The organism is Chelativorans sp. AA-79 (assembly GCF_029457495.1).
Classification (GTDB): Bacteria; Pseudomonadota; Alphaproteobacteria; order Rhizobiales; family Rhizobiaceae; genus Chelativorans.
The window spans coordinates 4,792,876-4,816,878 of sequence record NZ_CP120361.1 but is presented as its reverse complement, the minus strand read 5'-3'; the positions used below and the strand labels follow the sequence as shown (position 1 = coordinate 4,816,878).

Here is a 24,003-nt window from a genome sequence, read left to right as displayed (position 1 = left end):
ATGACGGAACTCACCAATGTGCATTTCTGGGAGAACACCATGAATATCGAATCCGCATCCGCAGCCCCGATCGCGGCCGCTAGTAACCGCCGCAATCCCGGTACGGCGCTGCGGCCGGAGATGTTCGAAGGGCATCCTGCAAACCGCAGCGCGGCCGAGCGGCGGGCAGCGAGCCTGATTGCCCGACGCTCGGTGAAGAAGGAGTGGCAAGCCGCGTGGCTGGTGAACGCCGTGCGCTGCATCGATCTTACCACACTCGCCGGCGACGATACGGCCGAGCGTGTGCGGCGCCTGTGCGCCAAGGCCAGGCAGCCTGTCGCCCCACATATCGTCGAGGGCCTTGGCATCGCTGCGCTGAAGCTGACGACGGGCGCGGTCTGCGTCTACCCGACAATGGTGCCGCATGCGGTAAAGGCGCTGGAAGGCAGCGGCGTTCCGGTCGCCTCCGTCGCAACAGGCTTTCCGGCGGGCCTCATGCCGCTGAAGCTACGTCTTGCCGAGATCCGATATGCGGTCGAGGAGGGCGCCCACGAAATCGATATCGTGATCACCCGCGAGCACGTCCTGGGCGGCAACTGGACTGCTCTCCATCACGAGGTGCGGGCGATGCGTGAGGCCTGCGGGGCTGCTCATCTGAAGGCGATACTGGCCACCGGCGATCTCCAGACGCTGCGCAACGTCTACGGCGCCTCGATGGTGGCGATGCAGGCCGGCGCTGACTTCATCAAGACCTCCACCGGCAAGGAGGGCATAAATGCGACGCTGCCCGTCAGCCTCGTCATGATCCGCGCCCTGCGAGACTATCACGACGCGACGGGATACAAGGTCGGCTTCAAGCCGGCCGGCGGGATGAGGAGCGCGAAGGACGCGCTCAACTGGCAGTTCCTGATGATGGAGGAGATGGGCCGTGAATGGCTCGAGCCAAGCCTCTTCCGGCTCGGCGCGTCGTCCATGCTCGCTGATATAGAACGCCAGCTCGAACATTTCGTGACGGGCCGCTACGCGGCGTCGAGCCGTCATGCGCTCGCATAGGAGGCGTCGATGAACGCGATCATGAAGATACTGGAAACGATGGACTACGGCCTTGCCCCCGAAGAGTCCGGGATCGTCAACTCTTGGCTGGACAAGCACAAGGCCGGTTTCGGGCATTTCATCGGCGGACGCTTCACCGAACCAGGCAAGACCTTTGACGTCACCAATCCGGCCACCGGCGAGAAGATCGCACGCGTCACGCAGGGAACGAAGGCGGACGTGGACGCCGCTATAAAGGCGGCGCAGACCGCCCAGCCTAAATGGGCTGGGCTTTCCGGCCACGACCGCGCGCGTTACCTCTATGCGCTGGCGCGCCACGTGCAGCAGCACAGCCGGTTCCTCGCCGTGCTGGAGACCATCGACAACGGCAAGTCGATCCGCGAGAGCCGGGACATCGACATCCCGCTGGTCGCTCGGCATTTCTACCACCATGCCGGATGGGCGGAAATCCTCGAAGACGAGTTTCCGGAAGCGCGGCCCCATGGTGTCTGCGGCCAGATCATCCCATGGAACTTCCCGCTGCTCATGCTGGCGTGGAAGGTGGCGCCGGCACTTGCCGCCGGCAACACCGTCGTTCTGAAGCCCGCCGAATACACACCGTTGACCGCGCTCGCCTTCGCTGAGATCGCGCGCGAGTGCGGGCTGCCGGCAGGCGTCCTCAACATCGTTACGGGCGATGGCAGAACGGGCACGGCGATTATTGCGCATGACGGCGTGGACAAGGTTGCCTTCACCGGTTCGACCGAAGTCGGCCGCATCATTCGCAAGCAGACCGCGGGCACGGGCAAGGCGCTGACGCTGGAGTTGGGCGGCAAGTCGCCCTTCGTGGTGTTTGCCGATGCGGATCTCGACGCGGCGGTCGAGGGCGTGGTCGACTCCGTCTGGTTTAACCAAGGCCAGGTCTGTTGCGCCGGCACGCGCATCCTCGTCGCCGAATCCGTCGCCGGGCGTTTTGAAGAACTGCTGCGACGGCGCCTTACAAAACTCAGGACGGGCGATCCGCTGCAGAAATCGACGGATATCGGCGCCATCGTGCATCCGGTTCAGCTGGAGCGCATCCGCGGATTGGTGGCGCAGGGCGTCGGCGAGGGGGCGGTGCTGCATCAGGGCGAGGCGCCTGGAGGCTGCTTCTTCCCGCCAACCCTGGTGACCAACGTGCATCCCGCGTCGGTCCTCTGCGCCGAGGAGATTTTTGGGCCGGTGGTTACGCTCTCATCGTTCCGGACTCCCGAGGATGCGGTGATGCTCGCCAACAACACCCGCTACGGGCTGGCCGCCTCAGTCTGGTCGGAAAACATCAACTTGGCGACCGACATCGCATCCAAGATCAAGGCCGGCGTGGTCTGGGTGAACTGCGCGAACGTCTTCGACGCCGGAGCAGGCTTCGGCGGTTATCGGGAGAGCGGGTTCGGCCGCGAAGGCGGGCGTGAGGGCATGTCAGCCTATCTTGCGACGCCGGCGCCGACAGCCAGGAAGCCGGAGGCGGCGCCATCCAGGCTGGAGCCGGTGCCCGCCGGCACGATTGCCGGCGGCGAGATCGACCGCACCACAAAAATCTACGTCGGCGGCAAGCAGACGCGGCCGGATAGCGGCTACAGCTATGCCGTCACCGGCCCGAAAGGGCCGGTGGGCCTGGCTGGCTACGGCAACCGCAAGGACATCCGCAATGCGGTCGAAGCGGCGCGCAAGACGTCAGGCTGGGGCTCGCAGACGGGCCACAACCGCGCTCAGGTCATCTATTATCTGGGCGAGAACCTGTCGGCGCGCGCCAAGGAGTTCGAGGACCGGCTGAAGAGCTTCGGCCAGTCAGCCGCCACCGCCCGCACCGAGGTCGAAACCGCCATTCGCCGCATCTTCTGGTATGCCGCACAGGCGGACAAGTACGACGGTGCGGTGCACGCGACCAAATCCGCCCACGTGACGCTGGCCATGAATGAGCCGATCGGCGTGATGGGAATCGCCTGCCCGACCGCCTATCCGTTGCTTGGCTTCGTTTCGCTGGTGCTGCCGGCGATCGCGATAGGCAACAGGGTCGTGGCGGTGCCCTCGCAGACGCATCCGCTCGCCGCCACCGATCTCTATCAGGTCATGGATACATCCGACGTGCCGGGCGGTGTGGTCAACATCGTCACCGGCGAGCGCGAGGCTCTCATGAAGACGCTGACAGAGCACGACGATGTCGACGCGGTCTGGTATTTCGGCACGCGGGAAGGCGGACGCGCGGTCGAGGAGACCTCTGCAGGCAATCTCAAGCAGACTTGGACCGAGGACGGCGCGGCTAGGAACTGGGCCGGCGCGGAGGGGCAAGGGCGACTGTTCCTCTCGCGGGCCACCCAGGTCAAGAACATCTGGATCCCCTACGGGGAGTGATGACCTGTTAGGGCTGCGGGAGGAAAGCTTGATGAGCGTGAAATTCGGGGTTCACAGCCTGGTCTTTTCCGACAGATGGGACGGCGAGAGCGCACCGGCGATCTGCCGGAGGGCGGCGGAGATGGGCTACGAGCTGATCGAGGTATTGATGTTCGATCCGGCGACCCTGAACAGGGAAGCCACACGCCGCGCCATTGCCGAGAGTGGGCTGGGACTGCGCCTCGGCATGGCGCTCGGACCTGCCGCCGACATCTCCTCGGATGATCCCGAAACTGCAAGGCGCGGCAAGGAGACGGTGGCGCTCGCGCTGGAGATCGCCTCCGAACTCGGCGCACCAGCGGTCAGCGGCATCACCTATGCAGCGTTCAACAACTATGTCGCGCCGCAGACGGAGCGGCAGGTCGAGCAGGTCGCGGAAGCTCTCGGTCGGCTCGACATCCGCGCCGGAGAACTCGGCGTGCGGCTCGGTGTCGAGCCGGTGAACCGTTACGAGAGTTACATGGTGAACACGCTCGACCAGGCAGCGGCGCTCATCGGGAAGGCGGGCGGGAAGAACATGTTCGTGCATATGGACACCTTCCATATGAACATTGAGGAGTCCGACATCGCCGCCGCGATCCTGCGGAACGCGCCTATGCTCGGCTACGCCCATGTCGCCGACAGCCATCGCGGGGTGCTCGGTACGGGCAATTTCGATCTCGACGGCTATTTCCGCGCGCTGGCGGCCATCGGCTATGCGGGCGACCTCACCTTCGAAGGCTTCTCCTCGCGCATGCTCGGTCCTGGTCTCGTCGGCGGTGTTCGGCTGTGGCGGGAGGCATGGGCCGACTCCGCCGAGACGGCGCGGCTGGCGCTGGAGGCAATGCGGACGGGGTGGAAAACCGCACACGCTGCCACGCGCGCAGCTTGATCACCACCATCGATTCGGAAGGGCAGAAATCATGGATTTTGGTATCGAAGGTAAAATCGCCATCATCACCGGCGGCGGAACCGGGATCGGAAATGCCATCGCGCGCACCTTCCATGAGGAAGGCGCGACGGTGGTGATCAACGGGCGGTCGAAGGAGCGCATAGAAGCGGCGGCCACGGCGATCGGCCCTCGCGCCCATGGCGTCGTGGCCGATCTGATGGCGCCCGAGGGAGCGAAGGCGCTGGCCGAATATACCGGTGGCCTCGGCCCGGTGTCCTTCCTGATCAACAATGTCGGCGTCTTCGACGTGAACGACTTCTTCGAAGTTTCCGATGAACGCTGGACCCAGTATTTCGAGCACAACATCATGACTGCGGTCCGCATCACCCGCATCGTGATGAAGGACATGCTGGCGCGGAACGAGGGCAGCATCGTCTTCATATCGTCGGAGGCGGCGATCCGCTCCATCGGCAACATGGTGCCCTATTCGGTGACGAAGACCGCCATGCTCGGCCTCGGCCGTTCGCTCGCCGAACTGACGAGGGGAACCTCGGTGCGCGTCAACAGCTATATGCCCGGCACCACGGCGACCGAGTCGGTCGAGACCTATTTCGCCGATCTCGCCCGCCAGCAGGGCAAGACGGTGGAGGAGACACTGCGCGACTTCTATCGCGAGGTGCAGCCCTCCAACCTCACCCAGAAGCTGATCGATCCGATGCTGCATGGACGCGGCGTCGTCCAGCTCGCGACCAACCCGGCGATGAACGGCGTGACCCATCGCGCCGATGGCGGCACCATCCGCTCGATCTTCGGGTAGTCGCTTGCGTCGCAAACCGGCATCCAACCACAGCAGATGAATGATCGCCCTGGTCAGATCCAGCCGGGTCGCCATAGCTCCACCGATCTACGCTGCACTGCCAACCAGACCGCAATTGCGGCCAGTTGCGAGATGTTCGATGTTGCCATGAACAGTTGGCCTATTGAGCCGCGTTCTGTGGTCACGCCTCACGGCGCGCATGGAGGATGGGAAGACGGCCTTCTCCGCCACCTCCGAATTGGCTGGGGCGAAGTGCTCCAGCCTGCTCGTTTCCTCCTCCATCAAGGAAGCGGGTGGACCTTGAACACCTAGAGCCTTTCAGGTTTTGACGGAAGCGTATCCTGCATTGACGAAGTAGTTGCTGCATTCACTGGGCTGGATTAAGGAGACGAGGCCGCCGATGTGCCGCCATGTCTCCTCGATGGTCCGCTTCTGAGCCGCGCGCATCCAATGCTTGATCTTGGCGAAGGCCTGCTCGATCGGATTGAGGTCGGGCGAGTATGGGGGCAGATACCAGAGCCTTGCGCCGGCGGCTTTGATCATCTGCCGGACGGCGGCCGACTTGTGTGAGCCGAGATTGATGGGGTGGACGCCCCCTCACGGCATCGCTGTGCCAAAGTGGTGTCGTTGATCATCACTTGAACGGAGGCGTCCATGTTGGAAGTTAACACAATCGGATTGGACCTGGCGAAGAACGTGTTCCAGGCGCACGGCGCAGATGGGTCGGGAGCTGTGCTGTTCCGGAAGAAGCTTCGCCGCGATCAGGTACTTCGCTTTCTTGTCGATCAGCCGGCCTGCACGGTTGCCATGGAAGCGTGCGCCGGCAGCCATTACTGGGCGCGGGAGATCGCGAAGCTCGGGCACGAAGTCCGGCTGATCGCTCCGGGATACGTCAAGCCATTTGTGAAGCGTCAGAAGAACGATGCGGCTGACGCCGAAGCAATCTGTGAAGCTGCGCAACGGCCGACCATGCGGTTCGTGGCGGTGAAGAGCGAAGAGCAGCAGGCTGCGGCAATGGTGTTCCGCATCCGCGATCTTGTGGTTCGCCAGCGGACCCAGACGATCAATGCAATACGCGGCCATCTTGCGGAATTTGGACTTGTGGCTGCGCAAGGCCTCTTCCACGTGGCCAAGCTCATCGCGACGATTGAGGATAAGGGTTCCGCCATCCCCGAAGCCGCCCGCCCGATCCTGTCTCTACTCGTTGAGCAGTTACGGGCGCTGGATACGAGAGTGGCCGAACTAGACCGAGAGGTCGCTCGGCGCGCCAGAGAGGATACGGAAGCCAGGCGCTTGATGACCATTCCCGGTATAGGACCGGTCACCGCGACGGCGCTTGCCGCGTTGGCCCCGTCCGCTCAGACCTTCGAGAGAGGCCGAGACTTCGCGGCATGGCTCGGACTAACGCCGCTGCAACGTTCTTCGGGCGGCAAGCAGAAGCTCGGCGAGACGACTCGAATGGGCGAGCGAACCCTGCGACGGCTGCTGATCATTGGGGCCAGCGCCGCCGTGCGCTGGGCCATGCGGAAGGGATCGACCGGGGATCCGTGGCTTTCGCGGATGCTTGAGCGCAAGCCACCCATGCTGGTCATCGTCGCCTTGGCCAACAAGACGGCGCGCATCGTGTGGGCATTGATGGCCAGAGGCGGAACCTATCGAACGCCGGCCATAGCAGGATAGTCCGCTCTATACCGCTCCTCGAGCGGGCTGCCATGGTGTGAGAAGGTCGAACGGAGAGTATGGCGCAACGGTCAACGAGACGGGATCGGGAAAACCAGATCATGGATACGTGCCTTGAGCACGCGAGATTGAATTGGACCCGCTCCGCGAACTCCCATACGGGCCCGCGGCATGTAGAACGCCGCATCAGAGGCCGGACACATGTCAGCACCTGACCACGCTCCGCGCTCTTCGAAAAGATTCTTCTTGCACCAACGGGGGCGTCCACACATGTCCATGACGACGATGTCGCCCGGTTCAAGCACCGGCACGAGCTGCTGCTCGACATAGGCGCGGAAGCACTGGCCGTTGATCGGTCCATCGAAGACGCAAGGCGCCGTCAGCCGGTCATGGCGCAAAGCGCCGAGGAAGGTCAGCGTGCGCCAGTGGCCGTGCGGGGCAAAGCCGCGCAGGCGCTTGCCGCGTGGTCCCCAGCCCCGCAGCGGCGCCATGTTGGTCTTGATCCAGGTCTCGTCGATGAACACCAGCCGTGTCGGATCGAGACCGGACTGCCAAGAACGCCAGCGTTGCCGCCGGCGGGCGATGTCGGCACGAGCCTGCTCAAGGGCGAACAGCGTTTTTTGAACCGAAGCCCCTCGCGGCGCAGGAACCGCCACACCGTATCGTGCGACACCTTCACGCCGCGCGCCGCCAGCTCTTCCTTCAGCTTGTGCAGCGACAGATGCGGCGTCTGGCTGATCCGCTCGGCGATGAAGGCACGGTGCGGCTCCAGCACGCGCTTGCGGTGCCCGCCCATCTTGCCCGGCGCCACAGACCCGCTCGCACGGTAGCGCTGAGACCACTTCACCGCCGACGAGACGGCAACGCCGAAACGAGCCGCCACCGACCGGCAGCTCTCGCCGGCCTCGACCGCCCCAACAACACGTTCACGCAGATCATTCGAAAGAGGTCGCGTCATCCCATGCTGGCCTCCACTCCAGCCAGCATCTTGAATCACAAAACCTCCGAAATCGGAATCCCCCTTCGATTCAGACACAACCGGAACCGCTCTAGACGTCGACCACATCCCGGGCTGCGGTCTACCGCAACAGTTCGATGCCGGATTCGGGCGATCTGGAGACCACTCACTTTCATCAGGCGTCCGTCGTTCGAAGAGTACTTACAGGCCGACATCCGGTATGCATATCTGCCAACGCCCGCAATCTGAAGGAACTTTATTGTCTGCCGTATCATTGGAGAAGCCACCAATGTCTCTCGATGAACACTTGTGGCCAATCTCCTGCGGAACCCGCTATCACTTTTTTTCGTGCTCGCTTTTGCGATCACCTGGGGCACCGGTCTTGCCGCGCTCGGCCTGAGAGATTTGGGGCTCGTCGCTCCTACATTCGAGCGTTTCGATCCACTTGCCAACCTGCTCCTCTTCATCGCTCTCTGGGGTCCGGGCTTTTCCGGACTGCTGATGGGCTACCGCGAGAAGGGGTGGCGGGGTATGGCAGTTCTCGTCTCCGGACTCTTCGTCTTCGGGACAGGATGGCGTTGGTGGGCGGCTGCGATCCTCCTCCCGCTCGGCCTACAGGTGGCGGCGCTCTTCATCGCTCACATGCTTGCAGGGGTGTCGCTTTCGCGTTTCGGCCCCGAGAACTGGACCTCGGCGGCGTATTTCTTTGTCTTCGGATTCCTCTGCAGCCCGCTAGGAGAAGAGATCGGCTGGCGCGGCTATGCGTTGCCACGCCTGATGCAGCGGATGAGCGCCCTTGCGGCCGCCCTCGTCCTCGGCTTGATCTGGATTGCCTGGCATGCGCCTGCGTTCGTCATCCCGGTCCTTGCGCGTTCGATCTTGCCGTCCGGCGTTTCCTACTTCGAATTTGCTGCCATGGCACTCCCCGTGACAGTGCTGGTTACCTGGATGTACCTCCGTGGGCACAGCCTTCTCCAACCGGTGATCTTTCATTTTCTGGTGCTTTTCCAAGCGACATCGATCCAGGAAAGCGCTGCGCCGCCGCTTGTGTGGACGAGCATTGGTCTTTTCGCCGCCGCAGCCCTTCTGGTCATCGGTCGTTGCGGATGGGCGCTAAGTAGGGGGGCAGGACCGACTGCCCGGTGAACGTGGACATGGCCACATACAAGGCCGAGTTCATGGCGCACTGCTACGAAGGCGGCGGCCCGAGCACATGCCCGACCCGATGATTTTTTTATGCTCACCGCTTTTTGTTCGTTCAACAGCAGTGCGCTCGATGCTCGTCCAAGTCTTCTAAAGCGCGCGACAATGTAAGCTCCAGGTCGTATGATGGTGGCCCGGCTACTCGTCCTGCGAAAAAATCAATGCGCTGTAGGGCCCGACCGCAATCTCGCCTGACCATGCCATTCCGTCGCACTCGCCGGGTTCAGCGATGGCATCCCGGCTGGAGAAACCGCCGAAATCGGGACTGTAGCCAACCCAATCGGTGTTCAGACGGAGCTTCCATACGCCTTGACGGGGAAAGCCGATACGATAGGTTTCCCGCGGCGCGTGGCTGAAGCTCGCGACGACAATCACGTCATCCCGCGGCCCACTTTCCGCCGATCGGTGGAAGGCGAGAAGCTTCCGCTCCTCGTCCACGCGGAAGATCGTTATGTTGCGTCCGAGCAGGCCGCGGGTAACGTCAGAACGATTCAAACGAAGGCGAATGAGGTCGCGATAGAGCCGGACGATGCCGCTGAATTCGTCGTTCTGGTCCCAGTCGAGCGGCACGGTATCCTGAAACCATTCGCCCTGCAGGAATTCCTGGCCCTGGAAAAGCATCGGAATGCCAGGCGCGGTGAACATCAGCGCCGCCCCGAGGGTAGAGCGCTTCTGTGCTGCCCAATGGGAGGAATCGTCGGGGGCGATCTCATGCGGAACGCGCGCCCGGCCATTGGCCACCTCGTCATGGGATTCAGTATAGGCAACCCGCTGGAACGGATCGCCATTGTAGGAATGTTGGAGCGCGTGGGCGACGGTCGCCATGTGGCGCTCCTCGTCGTCACCGGCGATCAGCACCTGTCGGATGGGGTGCACGAACTCCGAGTCCCATTGCGCGCCGAAAGCCGCGCCGCCTTGCTCGACCGCTGCAGTGATTTCGGCCTTGTTGCGCAGGTCCTCGGCTATGGTTATGCGGCCCGGGAAACGTTCGCGGATTTCGCCGTTGATCCATTGCAGCAGGCTCCACCCCTCGGGAAGTGTATCGCCTTCGTCTGCCTCGTCTCCACGCACATTGCGGATATAAAGCGTCATGTCGAAACGCAGCCCGTCGAGGTGGTACTCGCCGAGCCAGAAGAGGGCGTTGTCGCGGATGAACTGCCGCACTTCGCCGCGGCCGTAGTCCGGGCGGGTCTCGCCCCAAGGTGTTTCGCTGCGCCAGTCGTTATAGAAATAGATCCCGCCTTTGTCGTTTTCGCTCCAGCCGTCGAACTGCCAAAGGTCAAGGTCACTTGGGCCGAAATGGTTGTAGACCACGTCCAGGATCACCGCGATTCCGTGCTGGTGCGCCGTCTTGATGAAGGCCTTGAAACCGTCCGGCCCGCCATAGGCGCTCTCGACGGCATAGATGTGGGCGGGATTGTAGCCCCATGAGAAGTCGCCGGCGAACTCCATCGCCGGCATGATTTGCACCGCGTTCACGCCAAGCCGCTTCAAATGAGCCAGCTTTTCGCCTGCATCTTCGAACGTCCCCGGCAGTTCCTCGCTCGGACGGTGGAAGGTGCCGATATGCATTTCATAGATGACAAGCTCATTCCAGGGAGGCGTTTGAAACTCGATGTCATGCCAGTCGTCGTCAGGCTCGACGACAACTCCGTTGCCGACAGAGCTCGTCACTGCGCGGGCATACGGATCGATGCGCGACAGGTTCTGCTCACCGTTGCGGATCAAGAAGCGATATTCATCGCCGGGTTTTGCTCCGGCCACATCGGCGTACCAGATTCCATCGCCTTCCGCCTCCATCTGGACTTCGTCATCCGACCAGTTGTTGAACGAGCCGGTGACAAATACCGCGTCGGCATGTGGCGCCCATACACGAAATGCGACACCGTCATCGTGAACGATGGCGCCCATCCCCTCTCGAACGGCTGACGCGGGCATTGGGAACCTCCGTGGCACCGACGCAGTATCCGGGAACCGCGGGCGGACATGTCGGCGTATCCGAACAGCCGACGAGCCGTTTGGTTCCGACGCTTCTGGTCGTTGCCGCTGTTGGAAGCCGCCATCTGTAGCGCTTGGTCGCGGAAAACTAGGAAGATTCTGCCGGCTTGCTCTCCTCGTCTTCCTGCGTCTGCGGCACATCGCGCCCCGCCAGGAATTCTCCCAAGGCCGCGAGGCCTTCAACGTGATCGGCGAACACCTTGAGACTGACGAGAAGCGGAACCGCGATGAGCGCGCCGACTATTCCCCACAGCCACCCCCAGAATGCGATGGCCAGGAAAATCACCACTGGGTTCATTTCAAGCCGGCGACCGATGACCAGCGGCGTGACCAACTGTCCCTCGATGGTAGTGCAGGCAAGATAGATCAGCGGCGCAAGGAGCGTCGGTCCGATCGTATCGAAGGAGACCAAGGCGACCAGACCGACAAGAACGACGCCGAGCAAGGCTCCGAGATAGGGAACGAAGTTCAACAGAGCAGCCAGAACGCCCCAGAGTACGGGATTGGGCATGCCGATCGCAAACATGCTCGCCGCAATAGCGGCGCCGAGGCCGACATTGATGAGCGAGATGGTGAAAAGATAGCGGGATACCTCCCGCTCGACCGTCCGGGCAATTCGCAATCCACGCTTCTTGTCCGAAAGCGTGGGCAGCGATCTCACCAGCTTTTCATAGAACATATCGCCGGAGGAAAGTAGAAAGAGGAGCAGAATAAGAGTGACACCGATCTGTGCGGCGACCTCGGGCGCTCCGCTGGCGGCGCGGCTGATGAGACCCGGCTCGCTCAAGACGACACGCTGCGCTTCCGGGTTCTCGGATTCGGCGAGTTGCTCAACCTGCTCGGACGCTTCCACCACCGCATCCACCGGGCGACGTAGCGTCGCGATGCGATCCTGCACTTCGCGGCCGATGCGCGGCGCATCCTCGATCCACTGCGCGACCGGTCCGCTCAGCGAGTAGAGCGCGGACGCGATGACCGCAGAGAGTATGACTACAAGCAATATCGCGGTGGCCCATTCAGGAACACCTCGTCTGGCAAGAGATCGCACCACTGGGCCAAGAACGAGGGCGAAGAGGAAGGCCAGCACGACGGGCAGGAGGAAATCACGCCCGAAATAGAGCGCCACGACCAAAATGATCAGGAAGGTCCCTATTCCCAGCGCCTTCAGGGACTTGTCAACGATAATGACCTGCGGTGGTTCGGTCGAACGCTCATGGGCCGGCGCCGCTGCTTCGTCGAGCTCTTTTTCTTGCATGGGATGTACCTGTTTGCTGAAGCCCTAACTCATAGGCCGGCAAAGCGTTGCGGCAATGGAGAATGATCCATATCAGCAGTTGCAACGGCATCGTCGCCGCGGACAGACTAGGACCTGCGCTGACTTCCGGGAACGTCTGACTTGAGCGATTGCGCGAACGACAACTTTCGAGAAGCTCCGCAAGCGGGAGCTTTGCGGTGCGTGGAGCACTTGCCCAATCGCATCAATGTCCGAGGGCCAACGCGATTTTTTTCTGCAGCTCTCCCATCAAGAACGGCTTACCAAGTACAGGATGGCCGGCGAACTCAGGAGGCAAGCCCCTCGCTCCATACCCGGTACTGAAGACGAGCGGTATCCGGCGCTCACGCAGGATTTCTGCGACGGGAAAGACGAGACGACCGTCCAGGTTGACGTCCAACACCGCAAGATCGGCCTCTATGGTGGCTGCAATTTCGCGCGCTTCGGTGAGTTGTGCCACCGACGCCGCGATCTCGCAGCCTAGATCCAGGAGCATGTCCTCGATCATGAGGGCCACAAAGCCTTCGTCCTCTACAAGGAATACCCTGAGGCCAGACAGTTCGGTCATGCATTCGCCAGGCCGATGGGAAGCGAGATGCGGCAGGAAACCCCCGCCAGGTCAAAGGCGAGGTCAAGTTCGCCCCCGAGGTCGCGCTCGATGCAGCGTTCAATCAACCGGGTGCCAAATCCGCGTCGCGTGGGCGGTCTTACCGGCGGCCCTCCGCCCTCACGCCACTCGAGACCTAGCATCTGTGTGCCGGCCTCCAGGTGCAAGCGCCAGACCACTGATAATGTGCCCGTCTCTGACGCCAGCGCTCCATATTTTACTGCATTCGTGGCAAGCTCATTGAGAGCCATTGTGAAGCTTAAGGCCGCGCGAGGATTGAGATCGACGGAAGGGCCATCGATCACAATCCGCTCAGCCGCTCCATCGGCGAGAGCCATCAGAACCTCACGGGCAAGCAAATCCAGGGGGGCATGCTCCCAATGCCGCTTGGTGAGCAAATCGTGGGCGCGCGAGAGAGCAAGCAGCCGCGCTTCGAACCGGTGAACAAAGTCCTCCGGACTCTCGGCATGACGTGCCGTTTGCCCCGCCAGCGACTGCACCGTCGCGAGAGTGTTCTTCACCCGATGATTGAGTTCGGCGATGAGGACCTTCTGTCTGCTCTCGGCCTGTTTGCGTTCGGTGATGTCGACGAGCATGTTTATGGCTCCGACGAGTCTCCCCTGAGCGTCACGAAGAGGTGTCGGATAGGGGATGAACGGAACGCGCGTGCCATCGGGCCGCTCGGCTATGGCCTCCACCCCACGCACCGGGCGATTTTCCTTCAGCGTCACCGCCATTGGACATTGGTTGTGCGGCAGGGAACTGCCGTCCGCATTGTAGAGGCGCCACGTCACGCACCACAAATCGTCGGCTTGGGGAGTCCGCCCGGCCATCTCCACTGCTGCCTTGTTGTGGAAGGTGATGCGACCCGCCGCATCGGTCGTATATATCGCAGCAGGCAGTGCTTCGAGCAGATCGCGCATTCGCTGTTCACTTTCGCGTATCCGGTCCTCCATGTGCTTCGCCTCGGTAACATCCTGTATCACGCGCACGCCATAGCGAAAGCTGCCGGAAGCATCCCTTACACACGAGCTATGGATATCGAGGAAGACAGTTGTGCCGTCGCTCCGGTTTGCCCGTTTGCGCAGCACATAGCTGTCGAGCTCTCCGCGGATTTGACGTTCGTAGAGGGCGGCATCCTTCCTGCGGTCGTCTTCCTGCGTGTAGTCGAAGAAGGTCATGGACAGGAGTTTTTCGCGGGAGCGCCACAGCATCTTGCAAAGGGCGTCGTTCACGCGAAGCAGACGTCCCTCTGCATCGGTTTCCGCAATGCCGATGGTCGCGGCTTCATAGGTCGCCGCCAGACGGCTCTCGCTCTCACGACGTGCGCTCTCGGCCTCATAAAGTCCCGTCACATCGGTCGTGAAGCAGCGTGTGTTAACGAATTTCCCCTCTTCAAAGCGGCTGTTGGATGTGATCAGCACGTGCTTGAAGGATCCATTCTTGGCGCGGAGACGCGCAGGATAGCGGTCCAGCTTTTCACCGCAGGACAGCTTCTGGAGGATATCGCCGATAACCGGCGCATCCGCGTGGAATTCGGCTATGTGCCGGCCGATATACTCTTCAGCGGTGTAGCCGAGCAGCGCAAGCTCGGCCTTGTTCGCGCGCTGAATAATCCCGTCGCCGCTCACGATATGAAGTCCGATCGCACTGTTTTCAAAGAAATCCTCGAGGTCGGCGCTTTTGCGACGAACTTCTTCCTCCATCGCCTTGTGTGCGGAGATGTCCTGAAAACAGTTTATCGCTCCTTGAATCCTGCCATTCTGGTCTTCAAGGGCGCGGATATTGACGAGGGCGACGAAACGCGACCCATCCGGCCTTTCCATTATGACTTCGGCATTTCGCGTCGCCGCGCCGGTTCGGACCGCCGTCGCCATGGGGCAGTCCTCGCGAGCCAGGGGTGTGCCGTCGATAAGGAACAGGCGATGCGAGCCGCAGAAGCGCTCGCGTTTCTCGATCAGGGAAGGAGATCGCCCCCAAAGCCCGGCCGCCTCCGAATTGTAACGGACGAGCCAGCCTTCGTGATCACAAAGATAAACGGCGCCGGGAATGGCATCCAGCGCACCAGGCGCCGCTGCAACAAGTGCCTCGTACTCACTCAACTTGCGCGCGGCAACCGGGAATTCCTCTACATTCGACATCGGCTAATCCTGAATTCCTAACCTGCCGGGCGCCACGTTGACGCCGGCACGCTTGAATCGGGGCAACAACCGAAATTCTGAATGGCCCCGCACCCATTGGCCTAACGCCCAACGTTATGAAACATCAGAGATGGTGAATGGTTCCACTCGAGGCGAAGAGTTCGCCAGTCTGCTCCCTTCAAAATTCGCCTAAGGCCGACAGGGTGCACTTCCTTGGCGCGCTCTTCTCCAATTGCGCGGCGGCGAGCGCGCTGGACGTCGATGACGGGCACCGCGGGGCTGCCAGTCATCCGGGGGCGGCCATCATTCCCGCCGTGCTGATGGAGGCGGAACGTCGGCCAGTGAGCAGAGAGGATCTGCTCGCCGCAATCATCATCGGCTATGAAGTGGCATTCCGGATCGGAGAAGCGCGACGCCTGCACGAGGACATCAGCTTCGCCAGCGGCATCTGGATCTGCTACGGCCTGCCGGCTGTGCTGGGGCGGCTGCAGGCCAGATCGCCCACGCCATCGCCATAGCGGGGCCGAGGCGCCGCAGAACCTGCCGCAGGGAGCGTGCATGGCAAGCTCGGTCAAGGGCAGCAGCCCCTTGGTTGACCGTCACCGCGGCCGGAGCGGCAGGATCAATCGATCTGCTCGACAGCAAGAGCGCGTATAGCGATGTGAGCTTCCCACCTGCCGGGCCGCTTCTCGTTCCTGCTTGACTCATCCATATCCCAGCGGTTATCGGTCCATCCAATAGCCATAGAGTTATGGATTGCGATGCCGCAGCCTCACGATGTCCTTTTCAGAACGCTCGCCGATCCGACGCGACGGGCCATCTTCGAGCGGCTGTGCCGTGACGGAGACCAGACGGTCGGGGCCCTGACGGCTCAGGCCGGGGTTTCGCAACCGGCCGTCTCAAAGCATCTCGGGATCCTGAAGCGGGCCGGGCTGGTGCGCGACCGCCATGAAGGCCGCCAGACGCACTACAGCGCGCAACTTAATGCGCTGGCCCCGCTGATCGACTGGACAAACCAAATGGCCAGCTTCTGGCAAACCCGGTTCGACCTCCTCGAAGATCTGCTCAACAGGATGGACCAATGAACGAAACGCTCTCCATCGTTGTCGAACGGGAGGTTCCCCATCCGCCGGAGAAGATCTGGCGTGCGCTCACGCAACCACACCTGATCGAGGAGTGGCTCATGAAGAACAATTTCGAACCCGTCGTGGAGCACCGTTTCGATCTCAGCGCGGACTGGGGCACTGTCGACTGCCAGGTCCAGACAGCCGAGCCGAACAGGATGCTGTCTTATACGTGGGATACCAAGGATCTCAGGAGTGTCGTCACCTGGACGCTCACCCGCACGAGCACGGGGACCCTCCTGCGCATGGAGCAGACGGGCTTCCGGCCGGATCAGCAGCCGTACTACCGGGGCGCCAAGGTTGGGTGGCCGCGGTTCCTCGCGGCCCTGGAGCAGGTTTTGGCGCGGATGGACTGAGTCCGCCGGCACAGTTCAAAGCGGCCCTGTTCAGAGGGCGGCATACCGCGAACAGGACAAAGGAGAAACGCCAATGAAGATCAAGTTGACCACCGTGTATGTGGACGACCAGGAAAAGGCTCTCCGCTTCTACACCGAGGTGCTGGGCTTCACCAAAAAGACCGACGTCAGCAACGGGCCGTATCGCTGGCTGACCGTGACCTCGCCCGAAGAGCCGGAGGGAACCGAGCTGCAGCTCGCGCTCAACGACAACCCGGCGGGCAAGGCCTACCAGCAAGCCTTGTTCCAGCAGGGACAGCCCGCGGCAATGTTCCACACCGACGACGTCAAGGGCGAGTACGAGCGCATAAAGGCGCGCGGCGCCGCGTTCACCATGCTGCCGACCGAGGTGATGCGCGGCGTGAACATCGCCCAGCTGAACGACACCTGCGGCAACCTCATTCAAATCAACCAGCTCGCGCGCCAGTAAGGCGGACGTTACAGCCCGTCTTCAAAGGAGGTGCCATTGAATTGGAATACATGGATTCGGCAGATTCACCGCTGGGTGGCTATTGCCTTTACGCTGACCGTCATCGCCAACTTCGCTGCCATGGGGCTGGGAGAACCTCCCGCCTGGGTGGTCTATTCACCACTGCCTCCGCTCTTCCTGCTCCTCTTCACCGGCCTGTATATGTTCGTGCTACCGTACGCGACCAGGTGGCGCAGCGGACGACGAGCCGCCGGAGAGGCGTAAAGACGATGAACGACAAAGCACGCAAGAAGCCGGCGAAGGCCGCAAAGTCTGCCGCCACGCAGGCCCCTACAGAGCCGGTCCTCCTTTCGGGCGGCAATCCTCAGATCGCGAAGGGCTACGGCGACGCCCCCGTGCAGGCCTACATCGCGGCCATGCCGGGCTGGAAAAGCGATGTCGGACGCCGTATCGATGAGATCATCGTGCGCACCGTTCCCGGCGTGAGCAAAGCGGTCAAGTGGAACTCCCCCTTTTATGGGGTCGGAGACAATCTCTGGTTCCTCAGCCTTCATTGCTTCACAAAATACATCAAGGTGACGTTCTTCCGCGGCACGTCGCTGCGACCGGTCCCGCCGGGTCAATCCAAACACCCGGAGGTGCGCTATCTCGATATTTATGAGGATCAGCTTGACGAAGCCCAGCTCACCGATTGGGTTAAGCAGGCCAGCGAGTTGCCCGGCGAACGGCTGTGAACGGGAAGTCGCATAAACGTGCGCGGCGTTACCCCACGTCGTTTGACGGGCGAGCGCAACAAATAGGGAAAGAGAGCGATCACGACCATGAAAACGAGCAAGAGCGGCGCGGAGGAAGAAAATGGAGCGGCCTCTCCCTGTCAGCTGATCGATGCGAAGATCAAGGGGCTGAGCGACTGGCGGGGCGAGATGCTCGCCCGGATTCGCCAGCTTATCAGCGAGGCCGATCCCGAGGTGGTCGAGGAAGTGAAATGGAGAAAGCCGTCGAACATGTTGGGAGTTCCGGTGTGGGAGCATGACGGCATCATCTGCACCGGCGAGACGTATAAGGACAAAATAAAGCTGACCTTCGCGAAGGGCACCTCGTTGGAGGATCCTTCAGGCCTCTTCAATTCCAGCCTCGAAGGCAACACGAGGCGCGCCATCGATTTCCATGAGGGCGATAAGATTGATGAAGAGGCGTTGAAGGCGCTCATCCGCGCCGCCGTGGCACTGAACACATCGGCGCGCGCGACCGCTCGCCCCCTCCGCTCTCAGAAGAGATCGAAGAGCGCCTGAGGAAGCGCCGTAACCGGCGACGCGCTCGCCGGGAGCGGCCCAGGCTTACGGCATCCTGGCGGCCCGAAGCGGTTTGCGGGTATCGCCGCCGCTTCGGAACGAGGGTGGAACTCCGTCCCGTCAATGGGTGCAAGCCGAGCCCGTCTCAAGCCCGCGGCTGGACCGGCACCGCTTTTTCGTTCAACGCCGCTGCCTCCGGGCGTGTCGCGTAAGACCAGGCGCTGTGATCGAGGTCGAGATCAGCGAATTTCCGCGGATCGAGAACCGGGCGCTCGACTCCCGCTTTCAGCTGTGCACGGAAGTCGTTGAGAATGCGCAAGGCGACCGGGAACAGCATCACGATGGCCATGAGGTTGACGAGCGCCAGGACGCCCATCAGCGGATCCGAGAAGAAGAACACCGCAGTCGCGCCCGGAGCCGTGGCACCGAGGAAAACAACGACGATAATGGCCAGCCGCAGTCCGTGCAGCACCGACCGGCTGTTGGTCATGACGCGCAGCGCCGTTTCACCGAGATAGTAGTTGTAGATGATCGAGCTGAAGGCAAAGAGCAGGATCGCGAATGTCAGGAGATACTGCACCCAGCCCCCGAACTGGCTGACCAGAGATTGCTGCGTGAGCGCAATGCCGTCGATTCCTTCGCTGCCTGGCACGTAGACCGGGCTGAGGAGAATCATGAATGCCGTGCAGGAACAGATGATGATGGTGTCTATGAAGACGGAAAACGACTGGGTGATGCCCTGGCTGATGGGATGACGAACATCGGCGGTGGCCGCGACGTTCGGCGCGGAGCCCAGCCCGGCCTCGTTGGAAAACAGGCCGCGCCGCAAGCCCTGCGCCAGCGCTGCGCCCACGCCGCCGCTCACCGCTTCCTCGAGCCCGAACGCATTGGCGACGATCGTCCACAGCGCGCCGGGAAGAGCGGTTATGTTGAAGGCGATGACCAGAAGCGCCAGCGCGATGTAGCCGAACGCCATGATCGGGATGATGAGGTCTGCGGCCTTGGCGATGCGCCGGATGCCGCCGTAAACAATGAAGCCGGTGATTACCGCGAGCAGCAGTCCGCTCCATACGCGATCGACCCCGAGACTGTCGTTCGCAGCACCGGCGAATGTGTTGCCCTGAAAGGCATTGAAGCCGAATGCAAAGGCGGCCATCAAGCAGATTGCATAAAGAACCGCCAACCAGCGGTACTGGGCTCCCAGCCCGTATATGATGTAGCTGGCCGGGCCGCCCGTGTAGGTCCCGTCGCCATTTGAACGCTTATAGAGCTGGGCGAGAGAAGACTCGACGAGGCTCGTTGCCATGCCGATCAGAGCGATGATCCACATCCAGAAAACCGCTCCCGGCCCGCCGAGCGTGATGGCAACGGCGACGCCGGCGATATTGCCGCCGCCCACTCGGCCGCCGACGGAAACAAGGAGTGCCTGGCGCGCGCTGATCGCGTTCGGATCACCACTTTGGTTCTTCGATGAAAGAACCCGAAACATCCGGCCGAAATACTCGAACTGGACGAATCCGCTCATCAGGGTGATGAAGACGCCGAAGATGACCAGTATCGGGATCAGCGACCATCCCCACGTCAGATCCTCGATCAAACCGAAAAGACTTCTGATCATATCCATCAGCTTCTCACTTTCCAGGTGCCAGTCTTCCGTCTCGAACCGCCGGGTGCTGCCGGTTTCCAACTATCCACCGAATAGGAAGGGAATGACAACCATCAAGCGCATCGCGGACGGGAGACTTCGGTGGAAAGGCGGCAGCTCTTGCAAAAACCGTACATACGTGTACGGTTGGTGCATGAAAAGGGAAGTACGGTTAGTGCATGAAAAGGGAATGTGAGCTTACGTCAAAGCAGCAGATGCGCCGCCAGCGCATCGAGGCGGCGGCGTACGCCGTGCTCGATGAGGTCGGCTACGGGGGCGCTTCGATGCTTGCCATCGCTCGGCGGGCGTCGGCCTCGAACGAAACCCTCTACAACTGGTACGGCAACAAGCAGGGCCTATTCCGTTCGCTCGTGGAGGCAAATGCCGGCGACGCGAAGGATCTGCTCGATGATGCTCTCTCAAGCAACGGCGACCCGCTCGACACCCTCACGCGATTGGGACCGATCCTGCTCACCCTCGTAACCGGCAGGCGGGCCGTGAGCCTCAACCGGGCCGCCGCCGGCGACGTCAACGATACGGGCACGCTCGGGCGGGCAATCGCGGAAGCCGGTCGCGACACGATCGTTCCCCGCATGAGAAGCCTCATCGAAAGGGCTCAAGAAGCCGGTTTGATCGTGACGGACGATTCCGCAGAGGCGGCGGACGTCTACATCCGCCTCCTTGTCGGCGACCTGCAGATCCGCCGCGTTATCGGAGTCGTCGATGAGTTGTCGCAGGACGAGATCGCAGTCCGGTCACGCCAAGCCCTCCGCCTGTTCCTGGCGATATACCGGCCCGCTCGATGAGGCCGTTTTTGGAGGAGCGTTCGATGGCAGCCATCCTTTATCCGTTCGCGATCCTTTCGCTCCTCCTTAGCGGTGCGATCTTCGGCTTCTTCTACGCCTGGGTCTGCTCGACGATGTGGGGCCTCGACGCCGCAGATCCCACAATCGCGATCGAGGCGATGCAGGCCATGAATGCTTCTGTGCGCAACGCCGTCTTCGCACCGGCCTTTTTCGGCACGCCGGTCGTGCTGACCATGACGGCCGCCCTCGCATTTCAGGCTGGTTTCCGCCGATCGGCCCTTGCGTTCCTAGGCGCAGCCCTCGTCTATTTCTTCGGCGGGCTGCTGCTGACCATGGTGGTCAACGTACCCATGAACGAGGCGTTGGCCCGGATCGACGTGCCGGCAGATAGCACCGAGGCGCAAGGCATCTGGCGCGATTACTCCGATCCCTGGAAGTTCTGGAACACGGCGCGCACCGCAGCGAGCGGCGTGAGCTTGATGCTCACCGGTATTGCCATTCTAGCTCTGTCCAAGCGCGGCTGATGAAGGCGACCGGCGGCAATGCGGAGGCACGTGCCAAGCGAAAATGGCACAGGGTGATGCGTGGGCTCTATCTCGCTCTCGGCCTCGCCTTTGTGGCCGTGGGGTTCGTTGGCGCCTTTCTGCCGGTGCTGCCGACCACGCCCTTTCTCATCCTGGCGGCCGCCTGCTTCGCACGCTCTTCGCAGAGGCTTGAGACCTGGCTCGTCAAACACCCGCGCTTCGGGCCGGTCCTGCGTGACTGGCGGCAGCGCGGTGCGATCCCGCGCAACGCGAAGCTGATGGCACTCGGTGGAACGAGTTTGGGTTTCGTGGTCTTCCTGATCAGTACCGGTCCTGGTCCGATTGCGGCGGGAGCGGTTGCGCTCCTGATGCTCGTGGGCCTTGCCTATGTGTTTTCCAGACCTTCATAGGACCTGCCGCCACCACGATTGGCGCAGGCGGGACCGGAAACGGAACGAAAGCTATGCGTCGCGCTTTCCTGGGAAACTTCCTCTTGTGCCGGAATGATCTACTTCACCAGCGACACACATTTTCGGGATTCTCGCGTACTGCGCATCGACCGAAGGCCCTTCGCGTCGATGGCCGAGCACGATGCGGAGGTAATCCGCCTCTGGAATGAGGTGGTCGCTCCCGAGGACGAGGTCTGGCACCTGGGTGACTTCGCCCGCGGCGATGCTGAAACGATTTCAACGCTTCTCGCAGGGCTGAACGGCCGCAAGCATCTCATCATCGGCAACAATGACGGACCGGTCACCCTGGCGGCGAAGGATTGGGCCAGCGTGCAGCATTATGTCGAGCTCTCTGTCGAGGGGCGGATGGTCATCCTCTGTCACTATCCTTTTCGGACCTGGAACCAGATAGGCAAGGGCTCCATCAACCTGCATGGCCATTCGCATGGGAGGCTGAAGCCCGTGCCGCGGCAGTTCGATGTCGGCGTCGACGCGCAGGATCTTCGTCCTGCGACACTCGCGCAGATCCTGGCGAGGAGGCGAAGACGGAAGGCCTGAAGCGCCAGCCCCATTTGCCCGAGCTTGCGCTTCAGGCGTCGAGCCCATATGTGCTCGGACGGAACGAAAACTCTGACGGAGTCCATCGTGTCGGCATTGACGAGGTTTCTGGGCGACAGTCCGCTGCGCGTTGCCATAAAGCTTTTGGTGGTTTCGCTGATCGTCGGCTTCGTCATGAGCGTTTTCGATTGGACACCATGGGACGTGTATCACGGGCTGCGCGAAACCATCCTGCGCATCTGGAACATGGGATGGGCGGCGATCGGCGACTTCTTCGGCTACATCGTGCTCGGCGCCGTGATCGTGATCCCAGCCTTCCTGGTCCTGAGGCTCTTGAGCCTGCGGCGCTGAACTGGCCCATACAAAACCGCCCGGCATGGCCTTGCGCGCCCCGCTTTCACGCGCATTGACTTCGTCCGAGCGAAGCAGCCGGATCGCCCCTGTGCATCAAGCAGTCCAACAGAAGCCCACCGTCCTGCCGTTCGTGGTGACGAACAGGCTCGTGCTGTCCGTCGCCGTCCCGATGACGCTTGCCTATCTCACGACGCCGCTGATCGGTATTGTCGATACGGGCGTGGTGGGAAGGCTGGGCGATGCGGCGATCCTTGGCGGGCTCGCAGCCGGCGCCCTCACCTTCGATGTCGTGTTCAGTACCTTCAATTCGCTGCGCTCGAGCACGACGGGCCTTGTCGCCCAGGCGCACGGGCGCGGCGATACCGGGGAGGAGCAGGCGATCACCCTTCGCTCGCTCGTGGCAGCCGTCGCGATCGGTGTAATCCTCATCATTCTCACAACGCCGATCGCCACGCTCAGCGCTTGGTTCATCAGCCCGGAACCCGGCGTGGTGGATGCGATGCGCACTTACATCGACATCCGGATGCTCGCCGCTCCGCTTACCCTCATCAACTTCTCCATTCTCGGCTATGTGCTCGGACGGGGAGAAGGCACTTTGGGCCTTCTTTTCCAGATCCTGCTCAACGGAACCAACATACTCCTCTCCATCTGGCTCGGTCTCGGACTGGGCTGGGGGCTTGAAGGTGTCGCCTGGGGCACGCTGGGGGGAGAGCTTCTGGCAGCTCTGGTGGGGCTCTCCGTGCTCGCGCGTCGGTTCGGGCGCGCCGGACGGGTTCCGTGGAACCGCGTCGTCGATCTTCCAGGCATGCTGCGCATGCTGTCGCTCAATCGCGACATCATGATCCGCTCCTTTTCGCTGCTTGCCGCCTTCGCCTTGTTCACCCGGCAGGGAGCGCAACTCGGGACGGCGACGCTCGCGGCCAACGCCATCCTGATGAACTTCTTCCTCGTGGCCGGGTACTTCCTGGATGGCTTCGCCACGGCCGCCGAACAGCTCGCCGGTCGCGCCGTAGGCGCACGCCACGAGCCCGCTTTCCGCAGGGCGGTCTGGCTGACCTCGGTCTGGGGCTTCGCCCTCGCAGTGATCGCCGCCGTCATTCTCCTTCTCTTCGGCGGCGCCCTCATCCGCCTGCTGACCACCACGCCCGAGGTGCGGGAGATCGCCGGCACCTTCCTGCCCTGGGCGGCGCTCACGGCGGTTTCCGGCGTGCTCGCCTTCCAGATGGACGGCATCTTCATCGGCGCCACCTGGTCACGCGACATGAGGAACATGATGCTGCTGTCGCTCGCCGCCTTTGTGCTGTGGCTGTTCGCGGCTGCCGACAGCTACGGCAACGCCGGGCTCTGGATCGCAATCCACCTCTTCCTCGTCATGCGAGGCTTGAGCCTGCTCGCCATCCTGCCATCGCGAACGCGTGAGACCTTCGCCTGAGACGG

Annotated in this window: 24 protein-coding genes and 2 pseudogenes; 19 read left to right on the top strand and 7 right to left on the bottom strand. The window is 62.2% G+C overall.

The window, feature by feature from the left end; all coding sequences use genetic code 11:
• Nucleotides 1-39: 39 nt before the first annotated feature.
• From deoC to PVE73_RS23450, 4 genes are read left to right on the top strand one after another with little or no spacing between them, the layout of a single operon-like run.
• On the top strand, nt 40-1,032 hold the full coding sequence (gene deoC, locus PVE73_RS23465; protein ID WP_277364557.1) for a deoxyribose-phosphate aldolase: 993 nt from the start codon (nt 40-42) through the stop codon (nt 1,030-1,032).
• Between the two features lie 9 nt (nt 1,033-1,041).
• The gene (locus PVE73_RS23460; protein WP_277364556.1) at nt 1,042-3,402 is read left to right on the top strand and encodes an aldehyde dehydrogenase family protein; all 2,361 of its coding nucleotides are present in this window, start codon (nt 1,042-1,044) and stop codon (nt 3,400-3,402) included.
• Between the two features lie 31 nt (nt 3,403-3,433).
• A complete protein-coding gene (locus PVE73_RS23455; protein WP_277364555.1) occupies nt 3,434-4,312 on the top strand; it encodes a sugar phosphate isomerase/epimerase family protein in 879 nt (292 codons plus the stop codon).
• Nucleotides 4,313-4,343: 31 nt separating this feature from the next.
• Nucleotides 4,344-5,129 (top strand): SDR family oxidoreductase, encoded by a 786-nt coding sequence (locus tag PVE73_RS23450; RefSeq protein ID WP_277364554.1) that lies wholly within the window; start codon nt 4,344-4,346, stop codon nt 5,127-5,129.
• Nucleotides 5,130-5,447: 318 nt separating this feature from the next.
• Here the strand turns inward: PVE73_RS23450 and PVE73_RS23445 are convergent.
• Nucleotides 5,448-5,708, bottom strand: a pseudogene (locus PVE73_RS23445) (transposase); the annotation flags it as partial.
• A 75-nt stretch (nt 5,709-5,783) separates the two neighbouring features.
• Here PVE73_RS23445 and PVE73_RS23440 point away from each other — a divergent pair.
• Nucleotides 5,784-6,809 (top strand): IS110 family transposase, encoded by a 1,026-nt coding sequence (locus tag PVE73_RS23440; protein WP_277364553.1) that lies wholly within the window; start codon nt 5,784-5,786, stop codon nt 6,807-6,809.
• Between the two features lie 272 nt (nt 6,810-7,081).
• Here PVE73_RS23440 and PVE73_RS23435 read toward each other — a convergent pair.
• Nucleotides 7,082-7,767, bottom strand: a pseudogene (locus tag PVE73_RS23435) (IS630 family transposase); the annotation flags it as partial.
• Between the two features lie 309 nt (nt 7,768-8,076).
• Here PVE73_RS23435 and PVE73_RS23430 point away from each other — a divergent pair.
• Nucleotides 8,077-8,913 (top strand): CPBP family intramembrane glutamic endopeptidase, encoded by an 837-nt coding sequence (locus tag PVE73_RS23430; protein ID WP_277364552.1) that lies wholly within the window; start codon nt 8,077-8,079, stop codon nt 8,911-8,913.
• 195 nt (nt 8,914-9,108) lie between these two features.
• Here the strand turns inward: PVE73_RS23430 and PVE73_RS23425 are convergent, their stop codons facing one another.
• The 4 genes from PVE73_RS23425 to PVE73_RS23410 all read right to left on the bottom strand — a co-directional run bounded on the left by PVE73_RS23425 (nt 9,109) and on the right by PVE73_RS23410 (nt 14,989).
• Nucleotides 9,109-10,908, bottom strand: coding sequence for an alpha-amylase family glycosyl hydrolase (locus tag PVE73_RS23425; protein ID WP_277364551.1), 1,800 nt, complete (start codon nt 10,906-10,908; stop codon nt 9,109-9,111).
• A gap of 148 nt (nt 10,909-11,056) precedes the next feature.
• Entirely contained in the window at nt 11,057-12,223 is a 1,167-nt protein-coding gene (locus tag PVE73_RS23420; protein ID WP_277364550.1) for an AI-2E family transporter, read from the bottom strand.
• A 223-nt stretch (nt 12,224-12,446) separates the two neighbouring features.
• Entirely contained in the window at nt 12,447-12,809 is a 363-nt protein-coding gene (locus tag PVE73_RS23415) for a response regulator (RefSeq protein WP_277364549.1), read from the bottom strand.
• On the bottom strand, nt 12,806-14,989 hold the full coding sequence (locus PVE73_RS23410) for a PAS domain S-box protein (RefSeq protein ID WP_277364548.1): 2,184 nt from the start codon (nt 14,987-14,989) through the stop codon (nt 12,806-12,808). The genes PVE73_RS23415 and PVE73_RS23410 overlap by 4 nt, the downstream gene beginning before the upstream one ends.
• Before the next feature lie 203 nt (nt 14,990-15,192).
• Here PVE73_RS23410 and PVE73_RS23405 point away from each other — a divergent pair, with 203 nt between their 5' ends.
• The 7 genes from PVE73_RS23405 (at nt 15,193) to PVE73_RS23375 (ending at nt 18,230) form a co-directional block, all read left to right on the top strand.
• Nucleotides 15,193-15,507, top strand: coding sequence for an MmgE/PrpD family protein (locus PVE73_RS23405; RefSeq protein ID WP_277364547.1), 315 nt, complete (start codon nt 15,193-15,195; stop codon nt 15,505-15,507).
• A gap of 243 nt (nt 15,508-15,750) precedes the next feature.
• Nucleotides 15,751-16,074, top strand: a complete 324-nt coding sequence (locus tag PVE73_RS23400; protein WP_277364546.1) for a metalloregulator ArsR/SmtB family transcription factor — start codon at nt 15,751-15,753, stop codon at nt 16,072-16,074.
• Nucleotides 16,071-16,469: an SRPBCC domain-containing protein gene (locus PVE73_RS23395; RefSeq protein ID WP_277364545.1), complete on the top strand. Its 399-nt coding sequence runs from the start codon at nt 16,071-16,073 to the stop codon at nt 16,467-16,469. The genes PVE73_RS23400 and PVE73_RS23395 overlap by 4 nt, the downstream gene beginning before the upstream one ends.
• Nucleotides 16,470-16,542: 73 nt before the next feature.
• Complete coding sequence (locus PVE73_RS23390) at nt 16,543-16,938, top strand: VOC family protein (RefSeq protein ID WP_277364544.1); 396 nt, start codon at nt 16,543-16,545, stop codon at nt 16,936-16,938.
• A gap of 36 nt (nt 16,939-16,974) precedes the next feature.
• On the top strand, nt 16,975-17,202 hold the full coding sequence (locus tag PVE73_RS23385) for a hypothetical protein (protein WP_277364543.1): 228 nt from the start codon (nt 16,975-16,977) through the stop codon (nt 17,200-17,202).
• 5 nt (nt 17,203-17,207) lie between these two features.
• Nucleotides 17,208-17,672 carry a DUF1801 domain-containing protein gene (locus PVE73_RS23380; RefSeq protein WP_277364542.1) on the top strand — a complete coding sequence of 155 codons (465 nt, stop codon included), beginning with the start codon at nt 17,208-17,210 and terminating at the stop codon, nt 17,670-17,672.
• Between the two features lie 87 nt (nt 17,673-17,759).
• Nucleotides 17,760-18,230, top strand: coding sequence for a DUF1801 domain-containing protein (locus PVE73_RS23375; RefSeq protein WP_277364541.1), 471 nt, complete (start codon nt 17,760-17,762; stop codon nt 18,228-18,230).
• Between the two features lie 145 nt (nt 18,231-18,375).
• Here PVE73_RS23375 and PVE73_RS23370 read toward each other — a convergent pair whose 3' ends face one another.
• Nucleotides 18,376-19,854, bottom strand: coding sequence for an alanine/glycine:cation symporter family protein (locus PVE73_RS23370; RefSeq protein ID WP_277364540.1), 1,479 nt, complete (start codon nt 19,852-19,854; stop codon nt 18,376-18,378).
• A 200-nt stretch (nt 19,855-20,054) separates the two neighbouring features.
• On the opposite strand from PVE73_RS23370, the gene PVE73_RS23365 reads away from it, so the two are divergent.
• The 6 genes from PVE73_RS23365 to PVE73_RS23340 all read left to right on the top strand — a co-directional run bounded on the left by PVE73_RS23365 (nt 20,055) and on the right by PVE73_RS23340 (nt 23,998).
• A complete protein-coding gene (locus PVE73_RS23365) occupies nt 20,055-20,681 on the top strand; it encodes a TetR/AcrR family transcriptional regulator (RefSeq protein ID WP_277364539.1) in 627 nt (208 codons plus the stop codon).
• Nucleotides 20,682-20,704: 23 nt separating this feature from the next.
• A complete protein-coding gene (locus PVE73_RS23360; RefSeq protein ID WP_277364538.1) occupies nt 20,705-21,205 on the top strand; it encodes an anthrone oxygenase family protein in 501 nt (166 codons plus the stop codon).
• Between the two features lie 56 nt (nt 21,206-21,261).
• Nucleotides 21,262-21,615 carry a YbaN family protein gene (locus tag PVE73_RS23355; RefSeq protein WP_277367560.1) on the top strand — a complete coding sequence of 118 codons (354 nt, stop codon included), beginning with the start codon at nt 21,262-21,264 and terminating at the stop codon, nt 21,613-21,615.
• 93 nt (nt 21,616-21,708) lie between these two features.
• Complete coding sequence (locus PVE73_RS23350) at nt 21,709-22,212, top strand: metallophosphoesterase family protein (RefSeq protein ID WP_277364537.1); 504 nt, start codon at nt 21,709-21,711, stop codon at nt 22,210-22,212.
• 87 nt (nt 22,213-22,299) lie between these two features.
• Nucleotides 22,300-22,563: a DUF6460 domain-containing protein gene (locus PVE73_RS23345; RefSeq protein WP_277364536.1), complete on the top strand. Its 264-nt coding sequence runs from the start codon at nt 22,300-22,302 to the stop codon at nt 22,561-22,563.
• A gap of 172 nt (nt 22,564-22,735) precedes the next feature.
• Entirely contained in the window at nt 22,736-23,998 is a 1,263-nt protein-coding gene (locus PVE73_RS23340) for an MATE family efflux transporter (protein ID WP_277367559.1), read from the top strand.
• Nucleotides 23,999-24,003: the final 5 nt, after the last annotated feature.

Coding starts and splice junctions, on each gene's coding strand:
- deoC (WP_277364557.1), top strand. CDS start 40: ATGAATATCGAATCCGCATCCGCAGCCCCGATCGCGGCCGCTAGTAAC.
- PVE73_RS23460 (WP_277364556.1), top strand. CDS start 1,042: ATGAACGCGATCATGAAGATACTGGAAACGATGGACTACGGCCTTGCC.
- PVE73_RS23455 (WP_277364555.1), top strand. CDS start 3,434: ATGAGCGTGAAATTCGGGGTTCACAGCCTGGTCTTTTCCGACAGATGG.
- PVE73_RS23450 (WP_277364554.1), top strand. CDS start 4,344: ATGGATTTTGGTATCGAAGGTAAAATCGCCATCATCACCGGCGGCGGA.
- PVE73_RS23440 (WP_277364553.1), top strand. CDS start 5,784: ATGTTGGAAGTTAACACAATCGGATTGGACCTGGCGAAGAACGTGTTC.
- PVE73_RS23425 (WP_277364551.1), bottom strand. CDS start 10,908: ATGCCCGCGTCAGCCGTTCGAGAGGGGATGGGCGCCATCGTTCACGAT.
- PVE73_RS23420 (WP_277364550.1), bottom strand. CDS start 12,223: ATGCAAGAAAAAGAGCTCGACGAAGCAGCGGCGCCGGCCCATGAGCGT.
- PVE73_RS23415 (WP_277364549.1), bottom strand. CDS start 12,809: ATGACCGAACTGTCTGGCCTCAGGGTATTCCTTGTAGAGGACGAAGGC.
- PVE73_RS23410 (WP_277364548.1), bottom strand. CDS start 14,989: ATGTCGAATGTAGAGGAATTCCCGGTTGCCGCGCGCAAGTTGAGTGAG.
- PVE73_RS23400 (WP_277364546.1), top strand. CDS start 15,751: ATGCCGCAGCCTCACGATGTCCTTTTCAGAACGCTCGCCGATCCGACG.
- PVE73_RS23395 (WP_277364545.1), top strand. CDS start 16,071: ATGAACGAAACGCTCTCCATCGTTGTCGAACGGGAGGTTCCCCATCCG.
- PVE73_RS23390 (WP_277364544.1), top strand. CDS start 16,543: ATGAAGATCAAGTTGACCACCGTGTATGTGGACGACCAGGAAAAGGCT.
- PVE73_RS23380 (WP_277364542.1), top strand. CDS start 17,208: ATGAACGACAAAGCACGCAAGAAGCCGGCGAAGGCCGCAAAGTCTGCC.
- PVE73_RS23375 (WP_277364541.1), top strand. CDS start 17,760: ATGAAAACGAGCAAGAGCGGCGCGGAGGAAGAAAATGGAGCGGCCTCT.
- PVE73_RS23370 (WP_277364540.1), bottom strand. CDS start 19,854: ATGGATATGATCAGAAGTCTTTTCGGTTTGATCGAGGATCTGACGTGG.
- PVE73_RS23365 (WP_277364539.1), top strand. CDS start 20,055: ATGAAAAGGGAATGTGAGCTTACGTCAAAGCAGCAGATGCGCCGCCAG.
- PVE73_RS23360 (WP_277364538.1), top strand. CDS start 20,705: ATGGCAGCCATCCTTTATCCGTTCGCGATCCTTTCGCTCCTCCTTAGC.
- PVE73_RS23355 (WP_277367560.1), top strand. CDS start 21,262: ATGCGTGGGCTCTATCTCGCTCTCGGCCTCGCCTTTGTGGCCGTGGGG.
- PVE73_RS23350 (WP_277364537.1), top strand. CDS start 21,709: ATGATCTACTTCACCAGCGACACACATTTTCGGGATTCTCGCGTACTG.
- PVE73_RS23340 (WP_277367559.1), top strand. CDS start 22,736: ATGACGCTTGCCTATCTCACGACGCCGCTGATCGGTATTGTCGATACG.